This is a genomic window from Mycolicibacterium obuense, assembly GCF_055397605.1.
This window is the reverse complement of record NZ_AP043663.1, coordinates 869462-885752: the sequence shown is the minus strand read 5'-3', so window position 1 is coordinate 885752 and position 16291 is coordinate 869462. Positions and strand designations below refer to the sequence as shown.

Sequence of the window (16291 nt, the reverse complement as noted above, 5' to 3'; positions counted from 1 at the left end):
GGGAGTGGTTGTGACAGAGGATCTTCCGGTCCGCAAGGTCAAGTCCGCGGTCCGTACCGTCAAATTGCTGGAGTATCTCGCGGGCCGCCATGACGAGCCGGCCCGGTTGCGGGAGATCAGCGATGATCTCGACATGCCGCGAAGCAGCGCCCACGCCCTGCTGCGTACCCTCGTCGGTCAAGGCTGGGTTCGCTCGGACCCCAGCGGCACGCTCTACGGCATCGGCATCAGAGCTTTGCTGGTGGGTACGAGCTACCTCGACAGCGATCCGTATCTGCCCCTGATCATCCCCTTCCTCGACGACCTGCGCGCAACCCTCGACGAGACTTTCCACCTTGGCCGACTCGACGGCACCGACATCGTCTACCTGGCGACCCGCGAATCACAGCAATACGCGCGCACCGCCAATCGCGTGGGCAGACGCCTACCGGCCTACGCCACCTCGCTCGGAAAGGCTCTGCTGGCTGAACAATTCGGCGTCGAACGCGAGCGGCACATCCCGTCGGCCCTGACACCACTGACACCCCAGACGATCACCGAACGCGCCGTCCTCGACAACCAACTCGACGAGGTCCGCATCCGCGGTTATGCGAGAGACGACCAGGAAAACACCTCTGGAGTCAGGTGTTTCGCGGTACCGCTGCACTACTGCCGACCCGCGCAGGACGCGATCAGCGCGTCGATACCCGTCAGCCGGCTGAGTCCGCAGCGCGAGCGCGAGATCATCGACGCGTTGCAGAGCACCGGCGACAAGGTCTCCCGTGTCGTGCGCCCACTGGCCAACGGCGACAAATGGTTCGCATCATGACGCTCGAGAGGAACTGAAGTGAGAACACCCGTCGTCACCGACGTCACCGTCATCCCGATCGCGGGCCACGACAGCATGCTGCTCAATCTGTCCGGCGCGCACGGGCCCTACTTCACTCGCAATCTCGTGGTCATCTCGGACTCCGCAGGCAATACGGGCGTCGGCGAAGTACCCGGCGGGGAACCGATCCGCCGCACCCTCGACGACGCCCGGAACCTGATCGCCGGCCGCAGTATCGGCGACTATCACGCCGTACTCAACGACGTGCGCCAAGCATTCGGCGACCGCGACGCGGGGGGACGCGGCGCGCAGACGTTCGATCTGCGGGTGGCCGTGCACGCCGTCACCGCCGTAGAAGCGGCTCTTCTCGACCTGCTCGGTCAGCATCTCGACGCGCCCGTGGCGGCGTTGCTCGGAGACGGCCAACAGCGCGACCGCGTTCAGGCCCTCGGGTATCTCTTCTTCGTCGGTGATCGCTCGAGGACCGACCTCGCCTACCGGTCGGCTGCAGACGAAGCAGCGGATGCCGACGACTGGATGAGAGTGCGCCACGACGAGGCGCTCACCCCTGACGCCATCGTCGCGCTGGCCGAAGCAGCACGAGCCCGCTACGGATTCGCGGATTTCAAACTCAAAGGCGGCGTCCTGCCCGCGGCGGACGAGGCGAAAGCCGTCATCGCGTTGGCCGATCGCTTCCCTGACGCACGGATCACGCTGGATCCCAACGGGGGTTGGCTGCTCGACGACGCGATTCGCATCTGCCGGGAGCTGCGCGATGTGCTCGCCTATGCCGAAGATCCTGTCGGTTCAGAAGCAGGCTTCTCGGGACGCGAGGTGATGGCGGAGTTCAAGCGGGCCACCGGCCTGCCGACCGCGACGAACATGATCGCCACCGACTGGCGGGAGATGGGGCACGCGATTCGCTCCGGCGCGGTCGACATCCCGCTGGCCGATCCCCACTTCTGGACGATGGCAGGGTCGGTGCGCGTCGCGCAGTTGTGCGACACCTGGGGACTCACCTGGGGTTCGCACTCCAACAACCACTTCGACGTGTCGCTGGCAATGTTCACTCACGTCGCCGCCGCCGCACCTGGCGACATCACCGCGATCGACACGCACTGGATCTGGCAGGACGGGCAGGCCATCACCACGGCACCGTACGAGATCATCGACGGATATCTGACGGTGCCCGACGCGCCAGGCCTCGGCGTGACCCTCGACGAGGCCGCCGTCGCCGCCGCACACGAGGTGTACAACCGTGAGGGCCTCGGAAGCCGAGACGATGCGGCCGCGATGCAGTACTTGATGCCGGGCTGGACCTTCGACAGCAAACGACCTGCGCTGCAGAGGGATTGACGTGCAGATCGTCGTTTCCGACCAGAACCTGTTACCGCACCGCGAACGATTCGAGGCCATGGCGCCGGAGGGATCGGACATCCGCTGGCTGACCGACGGGGTTCCCGACGCCGAGCTGCGCACGGCCGAGGTGTACGTGGGTAGCCGGTTCACCGCCGAGATGGCGCGTACAGCGGACAAGCTGCGCCTGATCCACGTCGCCGGCGCCGGGACCGACAAGGTCGAGTTCGCAGCACTGTCACCAGAGGTATTGGTCGCCAACACCTTTCACCATGAGCGCTCGATCGCCGAGTACGTGGTGGGCGCGGCGGTGATGCTGCGACGTGGCTTCCTCGGCCAAGACCGCGCGCTGAGGGAGGGTGTCTGGTCGACGTCGGTCTACGACCGCGCAATCGGCCAGCCTCCCACCCTGGGCGAGGCCCGGATCGGCTTCGTCGGATTCGGTCACATTGGCCTGTGCAGCTGGAAACTGTTGCGGGCCTTCGGCTGCACTGCCGCCGCGGTCACCGGCTCGGGCAACGTCGGCACGGACGCGGGACTCGAGTGGGTGGGCAACACCGGCCAGCTCGACCGACTGATGGACGAGAGCGACGTCGTCGTGGTGTCGGCCCCGCTAAACTCCGCCACCGAGGGGATGATCGGCGCCCCGCAGCTGTCTGCGCTGGGCTCCGACGGGGTGCTCATCAACGTCGGCCGCGGGCCCCTGGTGCAGGAGCAGGCGCTCTACGATGCATTGGCGCGCGGCGTGATAGCCGCCGCCGCGGTCGACGTCTGGTATCGCTATCCGAGCGGTGAAACCTCCTGCGCACCCAGCGATCTGCCCTTCGGGGAGCTTCCCAACATCTTGATGACACCGCACTCGTCCGGTGTCACCTCGGATACCTTCTCGGGTCGCGTGGAGGACGTCACAGCCAACATCGTGCGGCTGCACAGGGGCGAACCGCTACGCAATGTGGTCGCCGGAACGGCACATCACGGTGTGTAGTCGTACTGCGGCTCGTGGAAACGGTTGATGATCGGGATGCGCTCGATGATGCGGTCCCGCAGCCGCGGCTGCGGATTGTCGACGACCACCGGCGGAGGCACGGCCGCCGGAAGCGGACCGCCGGGCGCGACCAGCACCGGTGCACCGGGTGCGGGTGCCAGATAGTCAGGCGGCGGGGCCGGGGCAACGTAGTCCGGCGCCGGCGGGGGCGCGGCGGCGGGCGGCTCGTCGATCACAGGCGCCGCCTCGGGCGGAGCCGGCAGCGGTGCTGCCTCGGGTGCGGGCGCCTCGTTGACGACGGGCGCCGCGGGCGCGGGCACCGGCGGCGGTGCGGCCGGCGCGGGAGGCGGGACGACTTCGCGCACAGGTGGGGCCGCCTCGGGAAGCTGGTTCTGGACGGACCGCGCCATCTGCGGGTCGGAGTCCGGCGTGAGGCTGAGACCGACCGCCGCTGACACCGACACCACGAGGGTCACGACGGCCGCGCCCAGCACCGATGTCAGAACGGCCGTGGTCGAGAGGCGCCGGCCCGCGGGGCGCTCGGCGACATCGAGCAGGGCGACCGCCGACGCCGACGCCGACGCTGCACCTCGAGCGAGTGCCAGCTCCGCCTGATCGGTGGTCACCACCGGGGCATCGGTGCGCTGTTGCAGCGCGGCCATCGCAGCCGCGACATCACCCGAGCCCAGCACGACCACCGCGTCGGCGGTCGGCACCTCGGCGGCAGCAAGCCCGGCGGTGTCCAGCCGGTCGGCCGTGATGCCGTCCGGTGTCACCGCGACCAGCACCGAACCGACGGGCTCGGCGACGCAGACGACCACGCGTTCGTGCCCGGCGACGTCGGCGATGCCGAGCGCGAGCGTCTCGGCCGCCTCGACGTCCGAGACCGCTATCACGTTCTCCACGCCGCGGTCGGTGAGCGCCTGCCACACCGCGCTCGCCGTGCTCTCCGCGGTGGAACACCAGTTCAGACCAACAGAGTGCACGCGGCGGGACGCGTCCTCGCCGATCAGCGAGCCCAGGAACGCGCCGGCGTCCAGGCCGGCACGGTCGACTGATCCTCGATCGATGGTCGCGCCGTCACCGGCGGTGCCGTCGACCAGCACCCAGCGCACCGATGACGACGTCATCGACAGGCCGAGTACAAGGTCCATGACGTCACGATCCGATCTCTTTGCGACTAACGGTCGACCCTACCGCCCTGGCCGGTGCCTGCAAATCCCGCTCATGGCGCACCGTCGAGCAGGTGCCGTCGCCACGCCATCGCGGCGCTCGCGCTCGTCTCGTGGAAGCTCAGCCAGGACAGGTCGGCGTTGCCGATGCAGCGATGCGGCGCCCCCAGCCACGACGGTCGCTCGGCGCCGCAGCGGGAACAGTGCGCGGACGTCATCGGTACAACATCGCACCCCCGTGGGCGCACCACCAGTCGACCGAGGTCCCCCGATCGGAGGACCTCGAGTTCGTCCTCGCGCTCCACCGCCCGGAGGACAGACGGCGCGAGGAACTCCCGGCATTCTTTTCTCATCGCCGGAACGACCGGCCGGAACATTCAAACAGCAACGAAGACAAAGGAAATGACCATGAACAGCATCGCTCGAATCGTCGCCGCGCCCCTGCTGGCCGCCGGCATCCTCGGTGGCGCACTCGGACTGGCCGGACACTGCAGCGGCGGCTCCGACCTCAACCGCCCCGTCGACCGCTCCGAACGTGCACACCACGAACACGTACACCCCCGAATCGGCGGCCTACCAGCACCACCACCGGCACGCCCACCGCGCGTCCTGACACAGGTCAGGCAGCCTCGCCGTTCGCGGCGGGGCTGCCGCCCTTGACATCGTCGGACCGTGACGGGGCCTGGACCTTCTTCGGGGCGTCCTGGTCTTTCGCATCGTCTTTCACCGCAGAGTCGTCACGCGCGTGACGAGCACTCTTCTTCTCGTCGCGGGCCGCCTTCGCATCCTCGAGCGCCTCGCGAAGATGCTTTCCGGGCGTCCAGGACGTGCGCGTGGCGCGCTGGTCCCGATCCTCGTCCTGCCCCTGCGGTTCGGGCGTCGAACGCTGCTGCTCCTCCTCGACCTGCGGCTGGTCGACGGAAGCGATCTCCGGCGCGGCGGCGCGCCGCGGGAAGAAGGTTGCGCGTGTCGGGGCGCCGTAATCACTTCTGTCGTAGGCAGTTTCGATGATCTTCCGGAGCGGCGCGTCGAGCGCGGCGATCACCGGGTCCGGTAGGAAGGGATCCAGCGGCATCAAGAGCGGGATCGGATAGGTGCGCACGACGTAGTAGGTGGTGTTGGTTTTGCCGTCCACCTGGTAGTAGTCGCTGTCGCCCGACTCCCTGGCCGCCTTCAGATCGTCTGCGGTCAGCACGAACTGTGTGTTGCCGTGCACGAGCGCCATCCCCGCCAATGCGTTGGCGATCGCCAACGGGTTCCACAGGTAGGTGGGAAAGTCGGCCCAGCCGTCGTACTGGCGGGCGACGTCGATGGTGGGGTCGACGGTTGCCGGCGTGGCGCCGTTGAAGGTGACGTCGAGGATCGGGATGTGCATTCCCGCGAAGCGCTCCAGGATGCCGCCGTTGGGCCGGTTCGGATTCGCGACCAGGATGTAGGTGTTGCCCTCGTGGGTGGCCTTGTACTGCGACGCCACAGCCGCCCCTTGAGAGAAGCCGAAGATCACGTCGCCCGGGGCCGGGTTCGCTTTGCCCAGGTTGGCCACACCCTGGGCGACCGAATCGTCGAACTTCAGGTCTTTGAAGTAGCCCGCCGAGATGGGCCAGAACCCGGCGTTGTAGTCGACCTTCTCGTAGGCACCGTCGGTTTTCGGGGAGTTCGTGCCGTCGATCACCGAGGTGATGAAGTCCTCGAACTCCTGTTGCGTGGCCTGATGACCGTTGGTGGTCCCACGCAGGTAGTGCAGGGTCGCGAGCAGCTGCGGGCTCGCTGACATCGTCGGAGCGGTCCCGAGGACCGCCGCGCCGGCGACGGCGACTCCCGCCATGCCGACCGCGGTCACCGCCGCCTTCGCCCGCCTTCCGACCGGTTGCGGCTTCTGCGCTCGATGCCTGCCGTGTGCGCGCGCCCGACGAATGCCCATGACTCCCCCTTGAGTGGTCAGCAGCAGTGTAGGGCGGGATATTTGCTGCCACACCCGGTTCGCGGGGATTGGTCAGAAGTTGATCGCGATATCCGCGTGAATCACGGGATACCCTGACGACAGGCGCCAGGCCCAGGGGTTGCTGACAGGTGCTGCAGCTAGCTCGCCCGGAGTTGGCTACGCTCGGGGTGCTCCTTCAGCCACTGCCTTTCGACCCGCTTGACGCGCTGATGTTCCAGCGTGATCAGCAGCGCACCGGCGGTGACCAGAGCGCCGGCGATCAGAGCCAGGATCAGCGACAGATCCCGGTTGCCGTATGCCGTCGCCGCCACGGTGCCCGCGATCAGCACCGTGCCGATCCCTATCAGCAGCAATCCGGGCAACCACAGCGTGTCGATGAAGGACTCGCCGCTGTGCGGCAAGGTCGTACGAACGTGATCCACCGGATCGCGATGAGCGCCTTTCATCGCAACTCCCTTCTTCGACGGGACACCTCGAGGATACGCCGCTGTGAGCCGGGTCACATCAATCCGTCATCATCGGGTCACACTTGCGGCGTCATGGCATCCGCCGTTTGCTGACACAGAGAGCCGGGCTCGTTGATCCACACGAACGACCGCCTGCGGATCGCGCGGCATTCGCTGTATCCGACCGCCGCCGCACAATTCGGCACGCGGTCCTCCTTTTGGCGAAAAACGTTGCTCGCCTTCGGATCACGCATTCAGCGACGTCACAGCTTTCGCGCCGAAAACGCGATATCGGCCTGGACCGCGACCTACAGTCGCCACATCGGGGTGTTGCCGGGTTACCGCCGACAGCGCGGTGCGGGGGCCCCGCTCGCAAGGAGGCGTCATGGGGGAATCGTCGTCGGCAGGGTCAGTGCGCTCACGAACGGAGAGCAGAGTGAGCACCGCCCTTCACATCGGACGCGTCGGCGGCCTCGCCGTGGCTTTCGGGATCGGCGCTGCCGTTCTGACCGGTCAAGCAGTCGCGGCTGCGGACAGCGACACTGCGTCGTCGACCAGCTCGAGCGTTAACAGCACTGCGAATCAAGGTGATTCGTCGGTGGCCGGTCCACGGGTGCGCGCCGCCGAGCGCGCTGAGGCGCGTGCGACGCGCCGGGCTGAAGTGAAGGCCGACCGGGCAGAGGCCCGCGCGGAGCGGGCAGCTGTCCGCGAGCAGCGCGCCGCCGATCGAGCCGACCGCGTCGCCGAGCGGCGAGCGCAGACCGTGACGATCGATGCTCCGGACCCGGCCGAACCGGTCGCCCCCCGACCCCGGCCATCGAGGTTGCTGGACCTCGTTGGCGCCGGGCTCACGGCGGCGGGTACGCGACAGCCCGTGCAGGCCGACAGGAACACTGCGGCAGCCGAGAACACAGTGGCTGCTGCGGTGGCACCCGAACGCACCGTCGTCGCCTCCGGGTTCACCCAGCCGACAGATTTTCAGTTCCTGCCCGACGGCCGAATCCTGGTCGCCGAGAAGAACGGACGGATCCGCCTCGTCGACGAGGACGGTGACGTCTCGCGCCGACCGCTCTACCGGGTGCCGACGCTCACGCAGGGCGAGCGCGGGCTCGGCGGCCTGGTCGTCGATCCCGACTTCGCCGACAACGGCTACATCTACGTGGCCTACACGACGATCTTCGCGCGCGACCGGTTGGCGCGACTGACCGTGCGCGGAGACCGCGTGGTGTTCGGCTCCCAGAAGGTGCTGCTGCAGTCGACGGACCGCTCAGCGTTCTTCCATCACGGCGGAGCACTCGGATTCGGACCGGACGGGATGCTCTACTGGGGCGTCGGCGACAACAAGAACTCCGACAACGCCCAAGACCTCGGCACCATCCACGGCAAGATCATCCGCATCAATCCCGACGGCACCATTCCGTCGGACAACCCGGACCTCGGCGACGGGGCGCTCCCCCAGATCTACGCATACGGCTTCCGCAACCCGTTCCGGCTGACGTTCACCCCGACCGGCGAACTGTTGGTCGCGGACGTGGGCGAGAACTCCTTCGAAGAAGTCGACAACGTGATCGCCGGCGGCAACTACGGCTGGCCGGGCTCGGAGGGTCCCTGCACCAGTGACTGTGCGGGCGTGCAGGATCCGATTTTCTACTACGGGCACGGTGACAGCGGCGCTGCCATCACCTCGGTGCTGTTCTACGACGGCGGCCAACTCGGCGACGAGTTCCAGAACACCCTGCTGGTCGCCGACCTGGTCAAGGGCTGGATCAAGGCGCTCGACTGCACCGCCGACTTCTCCTCGTGCGGAAACGCTCGGGACTTTGATGCGCAGGCCGGCGGGACCGTCGTGCTCGTACAGGGCCCCGATGATGCGCTCTATCAGTTGCGCTACGACACCGGACAGATCATCCGCATCGGTGCGCCGGTGTCGCCGGTGGTCTGACGGCCTTCCTGGGAGGTCCCTGGCAACACTGCCGATCGGGGAATGCCGGGCACCCACGGCCGGTTGCCGCCCAACGTGGCTGACTTCTCGCAACACGACCGTGTCATCGGGTGCTGCTGATGCGCCAAGGACCCCTCGCCGGGCGATATGCCGCGGTGGCCGCCATGGTCACCCTCGCGCTCATCCCCTACCTGGCGTTGTCGGCCGCCCTGGACCCGCTGGTGCCGATCATCAGCGAACAGCTGCACATGAGCGCCCAGACGATGGCGATCAGCTCGGGGTTGGGCAACGCCGCGTACGCCGTCGGCACGGTTCTGGCTGTGCAGTTCGCCCAGCACCTCCCGCAGCGCAGGATGCTGGTCGGCTACGCCGTGCTGCTGGTGCTCGGATCGGTGACCGTTGCCGCTGCACCGAATGCGCCGGCATTCGTGATCGGCCACGTGCTGCAGGGTCTGGCGACCAGCATGCTGTTGATCGCGGCTGCGCCCCCGCTGACCATCGGCTTCCCGCGCGACAAGCTGCGCAACACCGCGGTGATCATGAACATGTGCGTGTTCGGCGCTGTCGCGCTCGGCCCGTTCATCGGCGGTGTGCAAGCCGAAGCGCACGCCTGGCGGCCGCTGTTCTGGATCGTCGCCGCCGTTGCGCTGGCCGCTCTCGTCCTAGCGGTGCTGACCTTCGACGATGCTCCGCCCGCTGACCGTGACGCACCGCGGGATCTGCCCGCCATCGTGCTCGCGACCGTGGGGTGCACGGCGGCGTTCGTCGGAGCCGCGCAGTTGACCAGCCATGAGCTGTCCGATCTCGCGGTGACCGGACCGATGCTCGGCGGGTTGTTGCTGATCGTCGCGCTCATCGTCTACCAGTACCGCGCCGCCCGGCCGCTGTTGACCATCCGCACGATGCTCACCAGCGCGATCCCGGTCGCAGGGGTCGGCGTAGCACTCTTCGCCGCGGCCGCGTCGGTGGCGGCGACCGCGCTCACGGCCGCGGTGTTCCTGCAGTCGTTCAGCCCCGTCCAGGTGGGTCTGCTGTATCTGCCGGAACTGGGCGGCGCCATCGTGATGGCCGTGGTGTTCGGCTTCGTGATCTCTCGGCGCGCGATGCACTATCTGCCGCTCGTCGGCATGGCGCTGCTGGCCGCAGGCATCCTGGTGTTCCGGCTCTCACTGCCGGCGAATCACTCTCTGGCCCTGCTCGGTTCAGCGCTGACCGGTCTTGCCCTCGGCGCCACCGTCGCGCCGGCGCTGTTCGTCGCCGGGTTCTCGCTGCAGTCGAACAGCCTGCAGCGGGTGTTCGCGATCATCGAATTGCTGCGCGCCGTCGCGGCGTTCATGGTGGCGCCGATCTTCGCGCACCTGGCCACCCGTGTCTCGGATGATCTCGTCGCCGGAACCGGCGTCGCGCTGTGGGTCGGTTTCGGTCTCGCCGTGGGCGGCGCGGTGTTCGGGGTCGCGGTCTACGCCCTGAGCGGCGCCCGGCCGCAGACCCCGGATCTCGACGAGTTCCTCGACGGCGACTCCCCCGCCTGGTACTCGCCCCCGCTACTGGCTCGGTTGCGCGGTCTGCCGACGACACCGGGTCCTCGACCCGTCAGTTCCTCCGCCGCGGCGCCCGTCCTCACCGATGTCGGTGACCGCCCCATCCTGTTCGCCTACGACGGCACGGACTTGGCGGCCGCGGCGATCTCCCGGGCTGCCGAACACCTGCCACCGCACCGCAACGCCGTCGTGGTCTGCGTGTGGCAGCCGGTGGACGTCGGGTTCCGTCCGGTGGACGCGGACCGCGTCGATGCCGACCGGGCGGGCGACGTGCGGTCGGCCGCGGAACGGACTGCGGCACAAGGTGCTTCGCTGGCAGAGGCAGCCGGATGGCGCGCCTGCAGCGTGGCCGTCGAGGCGACACCGACCTGGAAGGGCATCGTCAGCGCCGCCGCTCACCACGGTGCCTCGTTGATCGTGCTGGGGCCCCATCGTCGCAGCGGCCTGGTAGGCCATCTGCAGGGCAGTGTCACCGCGGCCGTGATCGCCCATGCCGAGGTGCCGGTGCTGGTGGTTCCGGCGGGCGCCCGCGGTCACGAGCCCATGGCAGAACGCGCGGAACTGTCAGCCCTGGGGTCGGTGTAGTCCGAGTTGCTCCACTTGCCGCTTGTCGCTGTGGGCGAGATCGGCCAGCAGGGCCTCGTCACTGAGATCCAGTGGCGCGGAATGCTTCCAGTCGTGGTGGGCTACGTGGTTCAGCCTGGACATCAGGTGGTCGTCGTCGACTTCGATCGCGAGTTCGCGACGGTGGTCGAAACTGCCCGGTGACAGATTGATCGAGCCGACGATCGCCCGCTCGTGGTCGGCGACCATCATCTTCGCGTGCAGCTTGAGGTGCTTGAGCCGGTGGATCTTGATGCCGACGTCCTCGAGGATGCGCAATCCACTGACCCCCTCGAGCAGCTTGTCGGCCTTGAGATGGTGGGCGGCGCGCGCCATCACGTGCACCCTCACCCCTCGGCGTGCTGCGCGCACCAATCGCTCGATGATCACCGGGTCCTGGTAGCGCTCGTTCTGGACGAACAACGTCTTCTCGGCGCGATCGATGAAGTCGGCGATCCGGGCCCGCCCGTTGGTCGGGCACCAGATCAGTCCCGCATCATCGCCGGGGGTGAATTCCTCGCGCGCCCAATCGGCTTCGAAGCACTCGATGATTTCCAGCACCTCGTGCGAGCTCGGCGTGACCACCGCGTAGTCGCGGGTCTCGGTGAAGTTCTCGTCGGTCCAGTTCAACGACTCCACGAACGCGAACTCGTCGTCGATCACCATCGACTTCTCGTGGGTCAACCCGAACGACGGGTTGCTCTCCGTGACGTCGATACCGTAGTGCGTCAACAGGTCCCGAGCTCCGTCGTTGTCGGTTTCACCGTCCCGCCGCTCCGGATTCAGCATCACCTTCACGAGCACGCCACGCTGATGAGCCGCGACGATCGCGTCGAGCAGCGGTTGGTGACTGAAGGCGAACATCTTGACGCGCACGGATTTGCTCGCGGTGTGGATGGCGTCGAGAACGGGCTGCGACGAATCGTCGGGCAGGATGATCAGGGAGCGGGTCACGGTGTCTCGTCCTCGTACTGGATGCGGTGGAGCTCAGCGTATCTGCCGTTGCGGGCGAGCAGCTCACTGTGCGTGCCCTCTTCGACGACCCGGCCCTCCTCGAGCACGACGATCTTGTCCGCGTCGCGGATCGTCGAGAGCCGGTGGGCGATGGTCAGCACAGTGCGATCGCTCATCAGCCGTTGCAGCGCGCCCATCACCAGATGTTCGGACTCCGCGTCGAGCGCGGCGGTGGGCTCGTCGAGGATCAGGATCGGGCTGTCGCGGATGAGCGCCCGGGCGATGCCGATGCGCTGACGTTGCCCACCCGAGAGCGTCATACCGCGCTCACCGACCGCGCTGTCGTAGCCCTGCGGCATGTCGGAGATGAACTCGTGGGCGTTGGCCAGTTTCGCCGCCTCCACGATGTCGTCGTGGCTCGCATCGGGCCGGCCGAACGCGATGTTGTCGCGGATCGTGCCCCGGAACAGCACCGTGTCCTGAAGCACGTAGCCGATCTGCTGACGGATCTCGTGCAACTTGTAGTCACGCAGGTCCACGTCATCGATGTGCACCGACCCCATGCTGGGGTCGTAGAAGCGCGGAATCAGGCTCACCAGAGACGATTTGCCGCTTCCGGTGTGGCCGACGATGCCGACGAGCTGGCCGGGTGTCACGTCGAACGTCACGTCCCGCAGTACGGGCTTCTCGCCGTCGTAGCTGAAGGCGACGCGATCGAATCGGATGGCGCCCCTGATCCTGCCGGCCGCGACGGCGTCGGGCTTCTCCTCGATGCCGGTCTCCGCGTCGAGCAGTGCGGAGACACGCTCGACCCCGACCGCGGCCATCGCGATCGTGTTGGTCAGCTTCGCCAGGTCCTGCACCGGTTTGAAGAACGACGCCAGATAGCTGATGAACACCGTGAGCGTGCCCGCGGTCATCGCGCCCGCGAGGATCAGCGCCGAACCGCGCCACAGCACCAGCGCGGTACACGCTGCCACCACGACCGCGACGATCGGCGAGACGACCGACTTGACCCGGCGCGCGTTGAGCGCCGCGTCGACGGCCTCCTGACCGGCGAGCGCCAGCTGCTCTTCCTGGTGGGTCTCCCGGTCGAACGCCTTGACGACCCGGATCGACTGCAGACCCTCTTCGGCGACCGCGACGATGTCGGCCTCGCGTCTGCGGACCTCGTGCGTCGCCGCCTTGACCGCCTTGCGGATTCGGGAGACGAACAGCAGCAGCAGCGGCGCGACAGCGAGCGCGACCAGCGTGAAATCCCACTGCAGGTACAGCATCAGGCCGAGCATGCCCACGATGGTGAGAAGGTCGGTCGCGATACCCAGCGTCGAGGCGGACGCGAAATCCTGGATGGTGTCGACGTCGTCGGTCAGCGTGGACAGGATGGGTCCAACGCGGTGGGTGTCGAAGTAGCTCAGAGACAGCTGCTGCAGGTGATGGTAGGCGCGGGTGCGCAGGTCGTTGCCGACCCGTTGGCCGACCGTCTCGGTGAGGTAATTGGCCGCGTAGGTGGCGATTGCGGCGATCACCGCGATGACGATCACCATGATCGCGGCCAGACCGGCGACGTGCATCTTGCCCTCACCGCCGAGGATGGGCTGCAGCAGCCCATGCAGCCACGGCGGCAGCGGATGATCGCCGACCACGCTGTCGAGCACGACCTTCAGCGGCCACGGCGCGGCCAGGCCCATCGCGATCTGCACGCAGAGAACCGCGAAGATGCCGGCCACCGGCCACCGGTAGGGGCGAAGCAAGTCCAAGATCAATCTCACGGCACGCGCCTCGCTGTCGGAGTCGTCAATCGAGCGGACACACAGTACATCGCCGACGTTGCTCGGAGGTGACGAAACTTCAGGTGTCGACGGTAGGGTTCAGACACTTTGGCGAGGAAGGGGTCCATGAACTCGGTGGTCAGCCGGTGCACCCGGGGGATGGCGCGGGCCGGCGCAGCCCGCCCCTACAGCGCCCGACGCACTGCACGGGCGCTCGCCCTGCCGTTGCCGCGGGCTGTCGCCGCAGAGATCCGCTGGCTGTTCCACCCGCCGTATGCATGTCTGAGTGGCGTGGCGGTCAACGCCGTGCTGGCCGCACTGTGGCTGCTGGTGCAGCCCCTCGCGCGACACAACATGCACAACGATCTGATCGTCGTCGTCGACACCTATTTCGCGTCGTTCATCCTGGCCGACATCACGACCACCAACATGCTGGGCTCCGACCACTACCGCGTCCAGGCCGCGATGGCGGCCGGCACCCCCCTGTGGCGGATCCTTCTCGTCAAGAACCTCGCGCTGTTCGCGGTCGTCGGCCTGCCCACGCTGCTGGCCGCGGTGCTGTTCACGCTGTGGTTCGACACGCCGTCACGGCTCGTCCGGACAGTCCCCAACGTGCTCGTGCCGGTGATCTCCTGGCTCGGGATCGGCAACCTGGTGTCCGTGCTGCTGCCCGTGGCCGCCGCGCCGCTGATCCGGCGGTGGCGGCACCGCTCCGACACCCGCCGGGTCGCGTTCTGGGTGACCGCGCTGACCCTTCCGTACGCGCTGTACTACATCGCCGATCCGATCGGCGGCGTGGAACACAACGTGTTCTGGAACCGGGTGCCGGCAGCAATCGGCCCCATCCTCGGCCGCGACACCAAGAGCATCGTCCATCTGGGGATCGCGCTGGCGGTGTGGGGGTTGGCCACCGCAGCCGCGGTGCTGTGGGTGCGCCGCCGGGGGCTGAGGCTGCGTTAGGCGGTGTCGTCAGGCGACCCGGTACGCCGCCTCGGCGTCAGCCTGGGTGTCGGCGAGGAACGCCTGCAACTCGTCCCCGACCATGAACGTCGTGACGAATCCGCTGCGCTCGGCGATGCCCTTCCAGGTGGGGGTTTGCACCATGGTCGCGAGCGCCTGCCGCCAGTAGTCGACGGCGTACTGCGGCATCGCCGGCGGTCCATAGAGTCCACGCCAGTTGGCCAGCGTCACATCCAGACCCTGCTCGCGCGCCGTTGGCAGGTCGAGGCCGGGCAGCCGATCCTCCGACAACACCCCGAGTCCGCGGAGCTGCCCGCTGCGGATCTGGTCGACGAACTCGCTGACCCCGCCGATCGCCACCTCGACCTCACCGCCGAGCAGCGCCGCGGTCTGTTCGCCGCCGCCCTCGTGGGCGATGTAGCGGGTTGCCCGCGGATCGCCGCCGGCAGCGCTGACCAGCAGATCGAAGGGCGCCTCGTCGTCGGGCGCGGCGCCGACGGTGACTCGGGCCGGGTCGGCCTTGATCGCCGCCATCAGGTCGGTGAGGTTCCGATACGGGGAGGTTGGGGTGGTGACGACGACGAAGTACTCGGTCATCAACCGGGCGATCATCGTGACATCCCGGTAGCCGTACCGGGATACGCCCCGGATCTGGTTCATCATGGTCGCCAGCGAGGCAACCGACAGCTGATCGTCAGCACCCCGGTACTGCTCGACCATCGCGGCCAGGAAGTCCGATCCACTGTTGCCGGGCCGATTCTGCACCGGCAGAGGCACATTGACGATGCGCTCGGCTTGCAAGGCGTCGACCACGGAACGGATCGTCAGATCGAAACCGCTCCCGGGCCCCGCGCCGGCCGTCATCGTGACCGGCCCGGTGGGATACGGTGCGGCCGCGGCGGAGGGCGCAAGGGCGAACGCGAGCAGGAGCGCGAGCAGGGCGCGCATCAACGTCTTCACGGCAGGACACTAGAGGTTGCGGGGAGTTCGCGTGGCCGCTCGGCGAAATACCCCGTGCAGGACTCAGTTCGGGTCGGCCTCGTTGAGGGTGCGCACGACGTCGTCGTACTCGCCGCGCGCCTCGGAATAGCGAAGGAACTTGACCCGCTCCACCTGGATCTCCTTGCCGTCCGGGTCGGTTTCCAGGATCTGCATGACCTCGGCGGTGAAGTCCTCGAGCGGCATCGCGAACGAGCTCTCCCGTTGCCCGGGAAGCAGATCCGTGGCCACCGATGGTGGCACCAGCTCCTTCAGCGACACCGACGTGTCGGCGAGCTGTAGTCGCAGCGACTCGGTGAGCATGTGGATGGCCGCCTTCGACGCGTTGTAACTCGGCGTGATCTTCAGCGGCGTGAACGCCAGACCGGATGACACGGTGATGATCGTCGCCGACGGCTGCTTCTGCAGGTGGTCGATGAACGCCGCGATCAGACGGATCGGACCCAGCAGGTTCGTGGTGATGACCGCCTCGGCGGAGTCGAGGAAGCCGTCGGCCTGATGCCAGTCCTCCACCCGCATCACCCCGGCCATCGCGATGACGACGTTGAGGTCGGGATGTTTCTCGAGCACCGACGCAGCCGCCGCCGTGATGCTGTCGGCGTCGGTGGTGTCGATCTGCACGGTGTCGATACCTGGATGCTGGGCGGCGATCTCGTCGAGGAGCTCGGTGCGCCGGCCACCGACGATGACGGTGTTGCCCTTGTCGTGCAGGGCAAGCGCCAGCGCGAGACCGATGCCGCTCGTGGAACCGGGGATGAAGATGGCGTTGCCCGTGATGTTCACGATGATTCTCCCACTGTCAGTTGCCGGC

General features: G+C 67.7%; 14 protein-coding genes. 6 read left to right on the top strand and 8 right to left on the bottom strand.

Translation table 11 applies throughout. The features are described from left to right. The first annotated feature begins 10 nt into the window (after positions 1–10). From ACZ50N_RS04225 to ACZ50N_RS04215, 3 genes are all read left to right on the top strand, one after another. A complete protein-coding gene (locus ACZ50N_RS04225) occupies positions 11–808 on the top strand; it encodes an IclR family transcriptional regulator (protein ID WP_464474704.1) in 798 nt (265 codons plus the stop codon). A gap of 75 nt (positions 809–883) precedes the next feature. Then, the gene (locus ACZ50N_RS04220; protein ID WP_464475588.1) at positions 884–2164 is read left to right on the top strand and encodes an enolase C-terminal domain-like protein; all 1281 of its coding nucleotides are present in this window, start codon (positions 884–886) and stop codon (positions 2162–2164) included. Between the two features lies 1 nt (position 2165). Beyond that, a complete protein-coding gene (locus tag ACZ50N_RS04215) occupies positions 2166–3149 on the top strand; it encodes a 2-hydroxyacid dehydrogenase (protein WP_464474703.1) in 984 nt (327 codons plus the stop codon). Here the strand turns inward: ACZ50N_RS04215 and ACZ50N_RS04210 are convergent. The 4 genes from ACZ50N_RS04210 to usfY form a co-directional block, all read right to left on the bottom strand. Further along, positions 3137–4303 carry a DUF7159 family protein gene (locus ACZ50N_RS04210; RefSeq protein WP_464474702.1) on the bottom strand — a complete coding sequence of 389 codons (1167 nt, stop codon included), beginning with the start codon at positions 4301–4303 and terminating at the stop codon, positions 3137–3139. The genes ACZ50N_RS04215 and ACZ50N_RS04210 overlap by 13 nt on opposite strands. A gap of 71 nt (positions 4304–4374) precedes the next feature. Continuing rightward, positions 4375–4539 carry a hypothetical protein gene (locus ACZ50N_RS04205; RefSeq protein ID WP_157850936.1) on the bottom strand — a complete coding sequence of 55 codons (165 nt, stop codon included), beginning with the start codon at positions 4537–4539 and terminating at the stop codon, positions 4375–4377. A 401-nt stretch (positions 4540–4940) separates the two neighbouring features. Further along, positions 4941–6242: a PE-PPE domain-containing protein gene (locus ACZ50N_RS04200; RefSeq protein ID WP_464474701.1), complete on the bottom strand. Its 1302-nt coding sequence runs from the start codon at positions 6240–6242 to the stop codon at positions 4941–4943. A 158-nt stretch (positions 6243–6400) separates the two neighbouring features. Further along, a complete protein-coding gene (usfY, locus tag ACZ50N_RS04195; RefSeq protein ID WP_046366771.1) occupies positions 6401–6709 on the bottom strand; it encodes a protein UsfY in 309 nt (102 codons plus the stop codon). A 436-nt stretch (positions 6710–7145) separates the two neighbouring features. On the opposite strand from usfY, the gene ACZ50N_RS04190 reads away from it, so the two are divergent. Together ACZ50N_RS04190 and ACZ50N_RS04185 are read left to right on the top strand one after the other, a co-directional pair. Then, on the top strand, positions 7146–8651 hold the full coding sequence (locus ACZ50N_RS04190) for a PQQ-dependent sugar dehydrogenase (protein ID WP_464474700.1): 1506 nt from the start codon (positions 7146–7148) through the stop codon (positions 8649–8651). A 119-nt stretch (positions 8652–8770) separates the two neighbouring features. Next, positions 8771–10777, top strand: coding sequence for an MFS transporter (locus tag ACZ50N_RS04185; protein WP_464474699.1), 2007 nt, complete (start codon positions 8771–8773; stop codon positions 10775–10777). On the opposite strand, the gene ACZ50N_RS04180 is transcribed toward ACZ50N_RS04185, so the two are convergent. Both ACZ50N_RS04180 and ACZ50N_RS04175 read right to left on the bottom strand, forming a co-directional pair. Then, positions 10757–11749 (bottom strand): phospholipase D-like domain-containing protein, encoded by a 993-nt coding sequence (locus ACZ50N_RS04180; protein WP_464474698.1) that lies wholly within the window; start codon positions 11747–11749, stop codon positions 10757–10759. The two genes, ACZ50N_RS04185 and ACZ50N_RS04180, sit on opposite strands and share 21 nt — an antisense overlap. Next, positions 11746–13521, bottom strand: coding sequence for an ABC transporter ATP-binding protein (locus ACZ50N_RS04175; protein WP_464474697.1), 1776 nt, complete (start codon positions 13519–13521; stop codon positions 11746–11748). The genes ACZ50N_RS04180 and ACZ50N_RS04175 overlap by 4 nt, the downstream gene beginning before the upstream one ends. A 126-nt stretch (positions 13522–13647) precedes the next feature. On the opposite strand from ACZ50N_RS04175, the gene ACZ50N_RS04170 reads away from it, so the two are divergent. Then, entirely contained in the window at positions 13648–14481 is an 834-nt protein-coding gene (locus ACZ50N_RS04170; RefSeq protein ID WP_464474696.1) for a hypothetical protein, read from the top strand. A gap of 9 nt (positions 14482–14490) precedes the next feature. Here ACZ50N_RS04170 and ACZ50N_RS04165 read toward each other — a convergent pair whose 3' ends face one another. Beyond that, a complete protein-coding gene (locus ACZ50N_RS04165) occupies positions 14491–15441 on the bottom strand; it encodes a tripartite tricarboxylate transporter substrate binding protein (protein WP_464474695.1) in 951 nt (316 codons plus the stop codon). Between the two features lie 63 nt (positions 15442–15504). Continuing rightward, a complete protein-coding gene (locus tag ACZ50N_RS04160) occupies positions 15505–16263 on the bottom strand; it encodes an SDR family oxidoreductase (protein ID WP_464474694.1) in 759 nt (252 codons plus the stop codon). Positions 16264–16291: the final 28 nt, after the last annotated feature.

Bases quoted from the DNA above. Each gene is read 5' to 3' on its own strand.
- ACZ50N_RS04220 (WP_464475588.1), top strand. From the start codon at position 884: ATGCTGCTCAATCTGTCCGGCGCGCACGGGCCCTACTTCACTCGCAAT.
- ACZ50N_RS04210 (WP_464474702.1), bottom strand. From the start codon at position 4,303: ATGGACCTTGTACTCGGCCTGTCGATGACGTCGTCATCGGTGCGCTGG.
- ACZ50N_RS04205 (WP_157850936.1), bottom strand. From the start codon at position 4,539: ATGACGTCCGCGCACTGTTCCCGCTGCGGCGCCGAGCGACCGTCGTGG.
- ACZ50N_RS04200 (WP_464474701.1), bottom strand. From the start codon at position 6,242: ATGGGCATTCGTCGGGCGCGCGCACACGGCAGGCATCGAGCGCAGAAG.
- usfY (WP_046366771.1), bottom strand. From the start codon at position 6,709: ATGAAAGGCGCTCATCGCGATCCGGTGGATCACGTTCGTACGACCTTG.
- ACZ50N_RS04185 (WP_464474699.1), top strand. From the start codon at position 8,771: ATGCGCCAAGGACCCCTCGCCGGGCGATATGCCGCGGTGGCCGCCATG.
- ACZ50N_RS04170 (WP_464474696.1), top strand. From the start codon at position 13,648: ATGAACTCGGTGGTCAGCCGGTGCACCCGGGGGATGGCGCGGGCCGGC.